The 11,754-nt window shown below is 72.4% G+C and carries 13 protein-coding genes; 11 read left to right on the top strand and 2 right to left on the bottom strand.

From position 1 onward, the window contains the following. Positions 1 to 33: 33 nt before the first annotated feature. From ACFY9V_RS06490 to ACFY9V_RS06465, 6 genes are all read left to right on the top strand, one after another. Positions 34 to 795 carry a metallophosphoesterase gene (locus ACFY9V_RS06490; protein WP_355334223.1) on the top strand — a complete coding sequence of 254 codons (762 nt, stop codon included), beginning with the start codon at positions 34 to 36 and terminating at the stop codon, positions 793 to 795. Between the two features lie 109 nt (positions 796 to 904). Further along, positions 905 to 1,429 (top strand): SRPBCC family protein, encoded by a 525-nt coding sequence (locus ACFY9V_RS06485; RefSeq protein WP_391124148.1) that lies wholly within the window; start codon positions 905 to 907, stop codon positions 1,427 to 1,429. A gap of 4 nt (positions 1,430 to 1,433) precedes the next feature. Further along, the gene (locus ACFY9V_RS06480; RefSeq protein WP_391159801.1) at positions 1,434 to 2,717 is read left to right on the top strand and encodes an ArsA-related P-loop ATPase; all 1,284 of its coding nucleotides are present in this window, start codon (positions 1,434 to 1,436) and stop codon (positions 2,715 to 2,717) included. A gap of 149 nt (positions 2,718 to 2,866) precedes the next feature. After that, positions 2,867 to 3,271, top strand: coding sequence for a DUF5304 family protein (locus tag ACFY9V_RS06475; protein WP_355334216.1), 405 nt, complete (start codon positions 2,867 to 2,869; stop codon positions 3,269 to 3,271). A gap of 55 nt (positions 3,272 to 3,326) precedes the next feature. Then, positions 3,327 to 4,268, top strand: coding sequence for an ROK family glucokinase (locus ACFY9V_RS06470; protein WP_355334214.1), 942 nt, complete (start codon positions 3,327 to 3,329; stop codon positions 4,266 to 4,268). Positions 4,269 to 4,272: 4 nt separating this feature from the next. Further along, positions 4,273 to 5,118, top strand: a complete 846-nt coding sequence (locus tag ACFY9V_RS06465; RefSeq protein WP_391159799.1) for an endonuclease/exonuclease/phosphatase family protein — start codon at positions 4,273 to 4,275, stop codon at positions 5,116 to 5,118. A 34-nt stretch (positions 5,119 to 5,152) separates the two neighbouring features. Here ACFY9V_RS06465 and ACFY9V_RS06460 read toward each other — a convergent pair whose 3' ends face one another. Further along, entirely contained in the window at positions 5,153 to 5,833 is a 681-nt protein-coding gene (locus ACFY9V_RS06460; RefSeq protein WP_391043914.1) for a hypothetical protein, read from the bottom strand. Next, entirely contained in the window at positions 5,826 to 6,650 is an 825-nt protein-coding gene (locus ACFY9V_RS06455) for an alpha/beta fold hydrolase (RefSeq protein WP_355334207.1), read from the bottom strand. Before ACFY9V_RS06455 ends, ACFY9V_RS06460 begins: the two co-directional genes overlap by 8 nt. Before the next feature lie 265 nt (positions 6,651 to 6,915). Between ACFY9V_RS06455 and ACFY9V_RS06450 the strand changes: the two genes are divergently transcribed. The 5 genes from ACFY9V_RS06450 to ACFY9V_RS06430 all read left to right on the top strand — a co-directional run bounded on the left by ACFY9V_RS06450 (position 6,916) and on the right by ACFY9V_RS06430 (position 11,727). Next, the gene (locus tag ACFY9V_RS06450; protein WP_355334204.1) at positions 6,916 to 7,764 is read left to right on the top strand and encodes a lysophospholipid acyltransferase family protein; all 849 of its coding nucleotides are present in this window, start codon (positions 6,916 to 6,918) and stop codon (positions 7,762 to 7,764) included. Positions 7,765 to 7,789: 25 nt separating this feature from the next. Beyond that, complete coding sequence (gene macS / locus ACFY9V_RS06445) at positions 7,790 to 9,136, top strand: MacS family sensor histidine kinase (RefSeq protein WP_391159797.1); 1,347 nt, start codon at positions 7,790 to 7,792, stop codon at positions 9,134 to 9,136. Continuing rightward, a complete protein-coding gene (locus ACFY9V_RS06440; RefSeq protein WP_355334202.1) occupies positions 9,133 to 9,816 on the top strand; it encodes a response regulator transcription factor in 684 nt (227 codons plus the stop codon). Before macS ends, ACFY9V_RS06440 begins: the two co-directional genes overlap by 4 nt. A gap of 71 nt (positions 9,817 to 9,887) precedes the next feature. Then, positions 9,888 to 10,916, top strand: a complete 1,029-nt coding sequence (locus tag ACFY9V_RS06435; RefSeq protein ID WP_355334200.1) for a 6-phosphofructokinase — start codon at positions 9,888 to 9,890, stop codon at positions 10,914 to 10,916. A 154-nt stretch (positions 10,917 to 11,070) separates the two neighbouring features. After that, a complete protein-coding gene (locus tag ACFY9V_RS06430; protein ID WP_391159794.1) occupies positions 11,071 to 11,727 on the top strand; it encodes a uridine kinase in 657 nt (218 codons plus the stop codon). Positions 11,728 to 11,754 lie beyond the last annotated feature (27 nt).

Raw genomic sequence — 11,754 nt, 5'->3', positions numbered from 1 at the left:
CCGCTAGGGTCTGTCCGGCTATAAAGTGTCCGCATGCGGGTCCATGTGGTGAGTGACGTCCATGGCGCTGCCGAGGCCCTGAGCCGGGCCGGGGACGGCGCGGACGCGCTGGTCTGCCTGGGCGACCTGGTCCTCTTCCTCGACTACGCCGACCACTCCCGCGGCATCTTCCCCGACCTCTTCGGCGTCGCCAACGCCGACCGGATGGTCGAGCTGCGCACCGCCCGCCGCTTCGACGAGGCCAGGGTCCTGGACCAGGAGCTGTGGGCCGGGACCGACCGGCGCACCGCCATCGAGTCCGCGGTACGCAAGCAGTACGCGGAGCTGTTCGCCGCCTTCCCCGCCCCGACGTACGCCACCTACGGCAACGTCGACATCCCGGCCCTCTGGCCGGAGTACGCGGGCCCCGGCACCACCGTCCTGGACGGCGCGACCGCCGAGATCGGCGGCCGGGTCTTCGGCTTCGTCGGCGGCGGCCTGCGCACCCCGATGCGCACCCCGTACGAAATCTCCGAGGAGGAGTACGCGGCCAAGGTCGCCGCCCTCGGCCCGGTCGACGTGCTCTGCTCCCACATCCCGCCCGCGATCCCGGAACTCTGCTACGACACCGCCGCCCGGCGCTTCGAGCGCGGCAGCCAGGCGCTGCTGGAGGCGATCCACACCGTCCGGCCCAAATTCGCGCTCTTCGGCCACGTCCACCAGCCGCTGGTGCCGCGCACCCGGATCGGCCGCACCGAATGCGTCAACGTCGGGCATTTCAACCACACCCGTCGGCCGTGGGTCCTGGAGTGGTGACCGCGCCGCCGGACGCGACCGGCGGCGCCCGCAGCGGTGACGGCCGCCCCACCTGCACGCGGTAGCCTTCAGCAGCAATGGCATGCGATGTCCCGGAGGGGCTACGGCGATGGCGGAACACACGAAGTCGAGCATCACGATCGAGGCGGCTCCGGCCGCCGTCATGGGCGTCATCGCCGACTTCGGCCGCTACCCGGAGTGGACGGGAGAGGTCAAGGAGGCGGAAGTCCTCGCCACCGACGCCGAAGGCCGCGCCGAGCAGGTCCGGCTGGTGCTCGACGCCGGGGCGATCAAGGACGACCACACCCTGGCGTACACCTGGATCAGCGCCACCGAGGTGCGCTGGTCGCTGGTCAAGTCCCAGATGCTGCGCACCCTCGACGGCTCCTACGCCCTCGCGCCGCGCGACGGCGGCACGCGCACCGAGGTGACGTACCAGCTCACCGTGGACGTCAAGATCCCCATGCTCGGCATGATCAAGCGCAAGGCGGAGAAGGTCATCATCGACCGGGCGCTCGCGGGCCTGAAGAAGCGCGTCGAGTCCGGGAGCGGTGAGGGCGGGGACGCGGCCGGCGTGCCGGACTCCGCCGACGCCGCGGCCGACTCCGCCGCCAAGCCCGACGACCCGGCCTGACCCGGTGACCCGCGCCCCGCGACCGCCCCGCACCCTGCTCGTCACCGGCCACGGAGGCGCGGGCCGCACCACGGTCGCGGCGGCGACCGCCGTGGCCGCCGCCCGCGACGGCGTCCGTACGGTGCTGCTCACCGGCGACCGCGCCGACGTGGCCGCCCTGCTGCCGCTGTCCGCCGCGCCCGAGGCCGCCGGACCGCTGTCCGGATCACCCGCGCTCGGCCGCCCCAGCGCGGTGGACGGCGTGCCGGAACTGCGGGTCGCGGCCGTCGACACCGCCGCCTCCTACCGGGCCGCCACCCTCGACCTCCAGCAGCGGATCGGCACCCTGCTCGACATGCTCGGCGCGGCCCCCCTCGACCCCGAGGAGCTGACCGAGGTCCCCGGCGCCGACGCGCTCGCCCTGCTGCGGGCGCTGCGCGACGTGCACACCGTCGGCCACGACGACCGGCCGCCGTGGGACCTGGTCGTCGTCGACCTGCCGCCCGTGCGCGACGCCGTCGCGCTGCTCGCCCTGCCGGAACAACTGCGGCGCTACCTGCGGCGGTTGCTGCCCGCCGACCGGCAGGCCGCCCGCGCGCTGCGCCCGGTGCTCGCCCAGCTCGCCGGGGTCCCGATGCCCGCCGAGTGGGCGTACGAGGCCGCCGCCCGCGCCGACCGCGAGCTGTCCGCCGTGCAGTCGGTGATCGAGGACACCGGGACGACCGTGGCGGTCGTCGTGGAGCCGGGACCGCACGCCGAGCGCGTGCTGCGCGACGCCCGTACCGGACTCGCCCTGTTCGGCCACCGCCTCGAAGCCGTGGTCGCCAACCGGCTGCTGCCCGCCGACTCCGCCGACCCCTTCCTCGCCGGGCTCGGCGCCCGCCAGCAGGACCGGCTCAAGGCGATGGCCGAGACCTGCGCGGCCGACGCGGTGGCGCTGCGCGAACTGCCGCACCTGGGCGCGGAACCGCGAGGACCCGCGGAACTGGCGGCGCTGGCCGTCGACACCTTCGAGCACCGCTCTCCTCGTGCCGGTGTCTCGGGTTCGCGGGCCGCGGACCCCTGGAGTGTCGACGACCGCCTCGCGGCCGAGGGCCACTTCGTGTGGTCGCTGCCGCTGCCCGGCGCGAGCCGCGAAGGGCTCGACCTGGTCCGCCGCGGCGACGAACTCGTCCTGGACGCGGGCGGCTTCCGGCGGATCGTGCCGCTGCCGTCCGCCCTGCGCCGCTGTACGGTCTCCGGCGCCGCGCTGCGGGACGGCGTGCTGCGCGTACGGTTCACGCCCGACCCGGCGCTCTGGCCGAACTGAGCGGGCGCCCCCGGCCCTCCCCGGGCTCCCCGGCGCCGGCTGCCCGTTCCCGGCTGCCTGCCGCCGGTACCCGCTGTCCCGTCGGCCGGTCGGGTACCGTCGAGGGAGCCGACGCAACCAGCCCGGAGCGCCGGCTTTTGGAGCCGATCATGAGCGAATCCACGGAACGTCCCGACGCCGACGCCTGGGCGAAGGCCAGCGCCGAGGACATCGCGGCCGAGCACGCCAGACGGCGCGAGCAGGCGGGGCAGGGAGTCGGCAGCGCGGGCGAGGAGCTGCGCCGCCTCGCGGAGGCGTTCGGCGAGGCCGTCACGGACAAACTGGGGGCGCTGCGGAACCCCGCGGTACAGATGGCCGCCCAGGGCGTCATGTCCCAGGTGCGTTCAGTTGTCGAACCCATCAAGGACCGTAATCCGGATGTGTTCGACCATCTGACGGCCGCGGGAGCCGAACTGCTCGCCGCATACCGCTCTGCGGTGGCCCAACACGAGACGCGGTGGACGGGCGAGGACCGCGCTCCGAGTTCACCGACTGAACACATCGACCTCGACTGACCTCCCCTCCGGTACGGTTCTCCTAAGCGGGGATCGACCGAAAACTGAGGGACACATGGGACTCACCATCGGCGTCGACATCGGCGGCACCAAAATCGCGGCCGGCGTGGTCGACGAGGAAGGCTCGATTCTCGAGACCGTCAAGGTGCCGACGCCGCCGACTCCCGAGGGCGTCATCGACGCGATCGTGGAGGCGGTACGCCAGGTCAGCACCGGTCACCAGATCGAAGCCGTCGGCATCGGCGCCGCCGGCTATGTCGACGACAAGCGCGCCACCGTCCTCTTCGCCCCCAATATCAACTGGCGGCACGAGGCACTGAAGGACAAGGTCGAGCAGCGTGTCGGGCTCCCCGTGGTCGTGGAGAACGACGCCAACGCGGCGGCCTGGGGCGAGTACCGGTTCGGTGCCGGGCAGGGCCATTCCGATGTGATCTGCATCACGCTCGGAACGGGTCTCGGCGGCGGCATCATCATCGGCAACAAGCTGCGGCGCGGCCGGTTCGGCGTCGCGGCCGAGTTCGGTCACATCCGGGTCGTGCCCGACGGGCTGCTGTGCGGTTGCGGCAGTCAGGGCTGCTGGGAGCAGTACGCGTCCGGGCGCGCGCTGGTCAGGTACGCGAAGCAGCGGGCCAACGCCACCCCGGAGAACGCGGAAGTGCTGCTCGCCCTCGGCGACGGCACGGTCGACGGCATCGAGGGCAGGCACATCAGTGCCGCCGCCCGCCAGGGCGACCCGGTCGCCGTCGACTCCTTCCGCGAGCTGGCCCGTTGGGCGGGCGCGGGGCTGGCCGACCTGGCCTCGCTCTTCGACCCGTCGGCGTTCATCGTCGGAGGCGGTGTGTCGGACGAGGGCGAACTGGTCCTCGACCCGATCCGCAAGTCCTTCCGGCGCTGGCTGATCGGCGGGGAGTGGCGTCCGCACGCCCAGGTGCTGGCCGCCCAACTCGGCGGCAAGGCGGGGCTGGTGGGCGCGGCCGACCTGGCACGACAGGGCTGACACGATGACAGTGGAGGATCTGCCGAGTTCCGCCACCGAGCCGGGGGGCTCGGCGGTCGTCCGCGTGCTCAGCTACAACATCCGTTCCATGCGGGACGACACGGCGGCGCTGGCCCGGGTGATCCGAGCCTGCGCCCCCGATCTCGTCCTCGTCCAAGAGGCTCCGCGGTTCTTCCGATGGCGTAAGGCCGCGGCCCGCCTCGCCCGTGCGTCCGGCCTGGTGTACGTGACCGGCGGGGCGACCGCCGCGGGCCCGATGATCCTTTCCTCGCTCCGCGCGCATGTGGAGCGGGTGGAGGATCCGCTCATGCCGCACCGGCCCCCGCTGCACCAGCGGGGGTTCGCGACCGCCGTGCTCAGGATCGGCGGCGCGCGGCTGGCCGCCGTCTCCACCCACCTGAGCCTGTCGCCCGCCGAGCGGTACGAGCAGGCCGGATACGTACTGGACCGGGTGGCCGCGATGGGCGAGCCGTATGTGGTGCTGGGCGGCGACTTCAACGAGCCGCCGGACCGCCCCGGCTTCTCCCGGATCGCCGACGTCCTCCAGGACGGCTACGCCACCGCGCCGTGGGGCGCCGAGATCACCAACCACCGGGCGCCGTTCCAGCGGATCGACGCCGTCTTCAGCACACCGGGCATCGAGGTGCTGGGCTGCGGGGTCCCGTTGGGCCTGCCCGGAGTCAACGAGGCCGATCTGTACGCGGCCACCGACCACATGCCGGTGCTCGCCGCGCTCCGCGTACCCGCCACCGCGATGGAGGCGGAAGCGGAGGGCCACGCGGAAGCGGAGGCCGGGGCGGACGCGCGGGCCGGTACCGAGGCAGAAGCCGAGGTGGAAGCGGCGGGTTAGCCCCGCCGCCGCTCCTCGTCAGGGACGCGGGGCCTCAGACGACGGCCCCGCCGCCCGGCAGGTCGTCGTCGTCCTCTCCCGTACGCATCCGCGCGACCAGCGTCGTGAAGCCGCCGAGGAATCCGCCGACGCCCAAGAGGATGGCCCACCAGGTGAGTTCGACCTGGAAGAGGACGAAGCCCAGCATGAGCAGCGGTCCGCCCAGGACCGCGATCCAGGCGAATTTCGTGGTGACGTCCGCGTCGGGCAGCGGCGGCGGCTCGGGCGGCACGTAATGCGCGTCCTCGTCGTCGTCGGCCAGCTCGTAGTCGCGCGGACCCTGGATGACCGGGTGCACGACGATGCTGCGGCTGGAGCCGGGCAGCGCGGGACGTCCGGCGTCCGCCTTCGTGCCGGTCCCGGCCTCGCCCTCGTCGTCCTTCTCGCCGTCCTTCTCCGCGTCCGCCGAGCCGTCCCCCGGGCTGTTCCCCGAGGCGCGCCCGGAGCCGGCCCCCGAGCCGTCCGCCGACCGGTCGCCCGGCCGCTGACCCGTGCCCGACGTGGTGGGTCCCGAGGCCGTCTCCGTGACGTTCTCCGAGTCCGGCCACGCCACCGACCCCGGCTCGGGCTCGTCGTCGTATCCGGCGATCAGCGCGGCCCACGCCGCGTCCTCGTCGAGCGGCGGACGGGCCGGCTCCTCCTGCGGTGCGGTGCCCTCGTCCTCGCGGTCAGCCACCGGCCGTACCCCCCTTTACCGCTTCGTCGGCCGCGCCGCCCTCGGCGAGGTCCCCTGCGGGCTCCCCACCCGGCCGGGACAGCCGCTGGATGAAGTCGTACGACTCCGTGAAGATCTGCTCGGCGTCGTGGTCGAGCGTGGCGACGTGGAAGCTGCGCTCCAGCACCCGCTCGGTGACATCGGTCGAGGAGACCTTGCTGAGCACCACCGCCGAATTCGACGGGTGCACCACATGGTCGACCCTGCTGTGCAGGAGCAGCAGCGGCTGGGTGACCTGCGGCAGCCCGGCGTGCACGACGGGCCAGAACTTGCTGAGCGAGTGCACGGCGTGCAGCGGCGTCCGGTCGTAGCCGAGTTCGGCGCCGCCCTCACGCGCGATGTCGCTGGCGATACCGGGCACCGACGGCACCAGGTGCCGCAGCACGGGCACCGCCTTGAGCTGGAGGCTGTCGGCCTTCACCGACGGGTTCACCAGCACGAGCCCGCTGATCGCGGCGCCGTGCCGCTCGGCCAGCCGCAGCGCCAGTGTGCCGCCCATCGACAGACCGCAGACGAAGACCTGCGAGCAGCGGTCGGACAGCGACCGCAGCTCGCGGTCGACCTCGGCGTACCAGTCCTGCCAGCCGGTGACCTGCATGTCCTGCCAGCGGGTGCCGTGGCCGGGCAGCAGGGGAACGGAGACGGTCAGCCCGCGGGCGGCCAGATATTCGCCCCAGGGACGCATGGACTGCGGTGTACCGGTGAATCCGTGACAGATCAGGACGCCGATCTCGCCGCCGTCATGGCGGTACGGCTCGGCTCCGGGCATGAGCGGCACCGTGGGTCTCCTGTTCGAGGGCGCGATCGCGGGTACACGAAGGTGAGAGGTTCAGCGTACGCGGACCGGATACCAAGCGGTAAGCCCCGTCGGTGGCCGCGGCGAGCGTGGCCCGGGCGGCCGTGGCGTGACCATGGCACCTTCATGGCGGCGGCACGACGGTGCCGTGATGTCGTCACGGCGTGGCCGCGGTGCCGGGGTGCGTGGGGAGAGACCGGGCCCGACTGGCGTTAAGGTCTTCCCGTCGGCTACAGGAGGTCCTCGGTTGTTCTACGGTGCGATGAAGATCGCCATCGGCTCGCCGCTCAAGGCTGCCTTCCGCCCCTGGGTGGAGGGCCTGGAGAACATCCCCAGGGAAGGGCCGGCGATCCTGGCGAGCAACCACCTGTCCTTCTCGGACTCCTTCTTCCTGCCCGCGATGCTGGACCGCAAGGTCACCTTCATCGCGAAGGCCGAATACTTCACCTCCCCCGGAGTCAAGGGGAAGCTGACGGCCGCCTTCTTCAAGGGCGTCGGGCAGCTCCCGGTGGACCGCTCGGGCGCGCGCGGCGCGGGCGAGGCCGCGGTCAAGAGCGGCATCGCGGTGCTGGAGCGCGGTGAGCTGTTCGGCATCTACCCCGAGGGCACCCGCTCGCCCGACGGCCGCCTCTACCGCGGCAAGCCCGGCGGGCTCGCCCGTGTCGCGCTGGCCAGCGGCGCCCCGGTGATCCCGGTCGCGATGATCGACACCGAGAAGGTGCAGCCGGTCGGCCAGGTGATGCCCAAGCTCTCCATCCGCCCCGGCATCCGGATCGGCAAGCCGCTGGACTTCAGCCGCTACCACGGCATGGAGGGCGACCGCTTCATCCTGCGCTCGGTCACCGACGAGGTGATGTACGAGATCATGAAGCTGTCCGGCCAGGAGTACGTGGACATCTACGCCACCGCCGCCAAGCGCCAGATCGCCGAGGCCGCCAAGCGCGCCGCCGAACTGGAGAAGGCGGGGGGCCGCGACTCCGGTACGGGCGGGGAATCCGGTACGGACGGGGACTCCGGCACCGGGGACTCCGGCTCCGGGGGAACCGGCGAGGGCGGCCCCGGCGACATAAAGCAGGAGCAGCCCGCAGGCCAGTGACCGGCCGCGGGGGAGGGGACCCGGCATGAGGATGTCCGTCGAACAGCCGCTGTGGCGCGCGCTGGTCGCCTACCGTGTCCTGACCCTCGGCTACGCGCTGTCGCTGTACGTCTACGCGTACCACGACCTGCTGCACCCGCTCGGCGCGGGTGCGTACATGCTGGTGCTCGCGGTGTGGACGCTGTCCACGCTCGGCCGCGTGATGTCGGCCGAGCGCTGCACCAAGCGCTTCCTGACCATCGACCTCACGGTCGCGATCACCGGCATCCTGCTCACCGCCGTGGTCGACACCCAGGCCAGGATCGACTCGGGCTCCTTCACGCTGCCGTCGATATGGACCGCGGGCTCGGTGCTGGCCTTCGCCGTCAAGGGCGGCTGGCGGTGGGCCGCGGTCGCCTCCACGCTGGTCGCCGCCGCGGACCTGATCGAGCGCGGCACCCCCAGCCGCGACACCCTGCACAATGTCGTGCTGATCTGGGTGGCGAGCATCGCCATCGGCTATGTGGTCGAGGTCGCGCGGGCCAGTGAGCGCACCCTGGCCCGCGCCCTCCAGATCGAGGCCGCCACCCGGGAGCGCGAGCGGCTGGCCCGCGACATCCACGACGGCGTCCTCCAGGTGCTCGCCATGGTGCAGCGGCGCGGCAACCAGGCCGGGGGAGAGGCCGCGGAGCTGGGCCGGATGGCGGGCGAGCAGGAGGCCGCGCTGCGCACCCTGATCACCGGCGGCCCGCTGCCCGAGGCGCGCGGCGCCGGTGACGCCCTGACCTCAGGCCCGCACGACCTCACCACGCTCCTCACGCCGTACGCCTCGGCGAGCGTCACGCTGTCCGCGCCCGGCACGCCCGTCCTGCTCGCACCGGACGCGGCGGCCGAACTGACCGCCGCCGTGGGCGCGGCGCTGGACAATGTGCGCAAGCACGCGGGTGACGGCGCGCACGCCTGGATTCTGGTCGAGGACGAGCCGGACGCGGTGCTGGTCAGCGTGCGGGACGACGGCCCGGGCATCACCGAGGGGCGGCTGGCCGCGGCGGAGGACGAGGGGCGGCTCGGTGTCGCCCAGTCGATTCGCGGCCGACTGCGGGACCTCGGCGGCACCGCCGTGGTGGAGTCGGTGCCGGGCCAGGGCACGGAGGTCGAACTGCGGCTGCCCAGGGGGCCGTCGAAGCACACCGACCCCGCACCCGCGTTCGAGCCCGCTGCCGAGCCCGACCCCGACCGCGCGCCCGTGTCCGAGCCCGGACCCCCGCCCGTGTCCGAGCCGGAGGACACCGACCCCGCACCCGTATCCGACCCCGCGCCCGTATCCGGCCCTGACTCCGTGTCCCGGCCCGTGCCCGTACTCAGCGAGACAGAGGGAAGCAGGACCGCATGACCGATCAGTCCGTGACGGTGATGGTCGTCGACGACCACCCCATGTGGCGCGACGCCGTGGCCCGCGATCTGTCCGACTCCGGCTTCACGGTGGTGGCCACCGCGGGCGACGGCCCCGAGGCGATCAGGCGGGCGCGCGCCGCCCGCCCGCAGGTGATCGTCCTCGACCTCAACCTGCCCGGCGCCTCCGGCGTGCAGGTGTGCAAGCAGGTCATGTCGGACGACCCCGCCATACGCGTCCTGGTGCTGTCCGCCAGCGGCGAGCACGAGGACGTCCTGGAGGCGGTGAAGTCCGGTGCCACCGGCTATCTGCTGAAGTCCGCGGGCCGGGACGAACTGGTCGACGCGGTGCGCAGGACCGCCGTCGGCGACCCGGTGTTCACACCGGGCCTGGCCGGACTCGTGCTCGGCGAGTACCGCAGGCTCGCGACCGTGCCGCCGCCCGCCACGACCGGCGAACCCGCCGCGCCCCGGCTCACCGAACGCGAGACCGAGGTGCTGCGGCTGGTCGCCAAGGGCCTGAGCTACAAGCAGATCGCGCAGCGCCTGGTCATCTCCCACCGGACCGTGCAGAACCACGTGCAGAACACCCTCGGCAAACTCCAGCTCCACAATCGCGTCGAGCTTGTCCGATACGCGATCGAGGCCGGTCTTGACGGCGACCTGGACGGCGACATGTGACCCAAGTCACGCTAGCTTGGCCGGTGTTTGTCACATCCGGCACAGCTGGCTTGCGACGAAGGGAAGAGTCCATGCGGGTCGGAGTTCTGACCGGCGGCGGTGACTGCCCAGGTCTCAACGCGGTCATTCGCGGCATCGTCCGTAAAGGCGTCCAGGAGTACGGGTACGAATTCACCGGCTACCGGGACGGTTGGCGCGGTCCCCTCGAAGGGGACATCGTGCCGCTCGACATCCCGGCCGTGCGCGGCATCCTGCCGCGCGGCGGCACCATACTCGGGTCCTCCCGCACCAACCCGCTCAAGGTCGAGGGCGGCGTGGAGCGCGTCCAGCGCAATCTCGTCGAACAGGGCGTGGACGCGCTCATCGTGATCGGCGGCGAGGACACCCTCGGCGTGGCAGCCACCCTCCACGACGAACACGGCGTCAAGGTCGTCGGCGTCCCCAAGACCATCGACAACGACCTCGACGCCACCGACTACACCTTCGGCTTCGACACCGCGGTCAACATCGCCACCGAGGCCATCGACCGGCTGCACACCACCGCCGAGTCCCACATGCGCGTCCTGGTCGTCGAGGTCATGGGACGGCACGCGGGCTGGATAGCCCTGCACTCCGGCCTCGCGGGCGGGGCCAACGTCATCCTCATCCCGGAACAGCGCTTCGATCTCGACCAGGTCTGCGCGTGGGTCGAGAGCCGCTTCAAGATCCGCTACGCGCCGATCGTGGTCGTCGCCGAGGGCGCCATGCCCAAGGACGGCGACATGGTCCTCAAGGACGGCACCCTGGACTCCTTCGGCCACGTCCGGCTCTCCGGGATCGGCGAATGGCTGGCCAAACAGATTGAGAAGCGCACCGGCAAGGAGGCCAGGACCACCGTCCTCGGCCACGTCCAGCGCGGCGGCACCCCCAGCGCCTTCGACCGCTGGCTCGCCACCCGCTTCGGCCTGCACGCCATCGAGGCGGTCCGCGACGGGGACTTCGGCACGATGGTCGCGCTGCGCGCCACCGACATCGTCCGGGTGCCGATCGCGGACGCCACCGCCCGTATCAAGACCGTCGATCCGCTGCTCTACGAGGAGGTCGGCGTCTTCTTCGGCTAGGGCTGCTCCCCGCCGGAAATTCTTTTGCCCGTCGCTTGCCCGACACCGCTTGTCACCAGCGATCTCCTCGCCCTATTCTCCCTCCACCCGGCATCGGACCTGTCCAGTCCCGCCGCTTCGTTTCCCCCCATTGAGCACATGAGGAGCGCCCGGTATGACGGGTGTGGCGAGTGGGCAGCACGTGCCCCTACTGGCGGTCGCAGGCGGCACCGCATCCGGCAAGTCCACGCTTGCCGAGGCGTTGGCGCGGCATGACCCGGAGACCGTCGGTCTCATCCATCTCGACGACTTCTACGTCCCCGCGCACGATCCTGTGCGCGGGGTACGTACGCGGAGCGCCTCGGGCGCCGACACGCTGGACTGGAACCATCCGGGTTCCATCGACGAGGGGGCCGTCACGGCGGCCGTCGACGCCGCGACCTCCGGCGGGCGGTACCGGCTGGTCGTCGTCGAGGGCCTGTTCGCCCTCACCCTCCCCGCCGTCGTCGCCCGCGCCACCTGGCGCGTCTACGTCGACACGCCGGACGACATCCGGCTGGCCCGGAAGATCCTCCGCAAGATCGACGTCCTCGGCCAGGACCCGCGGCTCTCCCTCCTCAACTACCTTCAGAGCGGACGCGAACGCCACGCGGCCTACGTCGCCCCGTCCCGGGCCCGTGCCGATCTCGTGCTCGACGGCACGGCGGACGGCGCGTCGATGCTGCGTGCGGTGACCGCGCTCATGACGCTGCCCCCGAGGAGCGCGGGGAGCTGCGCGATCAGCCACAGCGTGGCGGCACTCGCCCCGCAGGCCGAGCCGCTCGCGGTCTGATCCCTCCCACCGGCCGGTGGGACGTGG

Origin of the sequence: Streptomyces sp. NPDC008317 (genome assembly GCF_042955955.1) — a bacterium.
GTDB lineage: Bacteria > Actinomycetota > Actinomycetes > Streptomycetales > Streptomycetaceae > Actinacidiphila.
This window is presented reverse-complemented; position numbering and strand designations above follow the sequence as displayed.

What these genes read in the sequence shown, in the direction of transcription:
- ACFY9V_RS06490 (WP_355334223.1), top strand. Translation starts at nt 34, where the DNA reads ATGCGGGTCCATGTGGTGAGTGACGTCCATGGCGCTGCCGAGGCCCTG.
- ACFY9V_RS06485 (WP_391124148.1), top strand. Translation starts at nt 905, where the DNA reads ATGGCGGAACACACGAAGTCGAGCATCACGATCGAGGCGGCTCCGGCC.
- ACFY9V_RS06475 (WP_355334216.1), top strand. Translation starts at nt 2,867, where the DNA reads ATGAGCGAATCCACGGAACGTCCCGACGCCGACGCCTGGGCGAAGGCC.
- ACFY9V_RS06470 (WP_355334214.1), top strand. Translation starts at nt 3,327, where the DNA reads ATGGGACTCACCATCGGCGTCGACATCGGCGGCACCAAAATCGCGGCC.
- ACFY9V_RS06465 (WP_391159799.1), top strand. Translation starts at nt 4,273, where the DNA reads ATGACAGTGGAGGATCTGCCGAGTTCCGCCACCGAGCCGGGGGGCTCG.
- macS (WP_391159797.1), top strand. Translation starts at nt 7,790, where the DNA reads ATGAGGATGTCCGTCGAACAGCCGCTGTGGCGCGCGCTGGTCGCCTAC.
- ACFY9V_RS06440 (WP_355334202.1), top strand. Translation starts at nt 9,133, where the DNA reads ATGACCGATCAGTCCGTGACGGTGATGGTCGTCGACGACCACCCCATG.
- ACFY9V_RS06435 (WP_355334200.1), top strand. Translation starts at nt 9,888, where the DNA reads ATGCGGGTCGGAGTTCTGACCGGCGGCGGTGACTGCCCAGGTCTCAAC.
- ACFY9V_RS06430 (WP_391159794.1), top strand. Translation starts at nt 11,071, where the DNA reads ATGACGGGTGTGGCGAGTGGGCAGCACGTGCCCCTACTGGCGGTCGCA.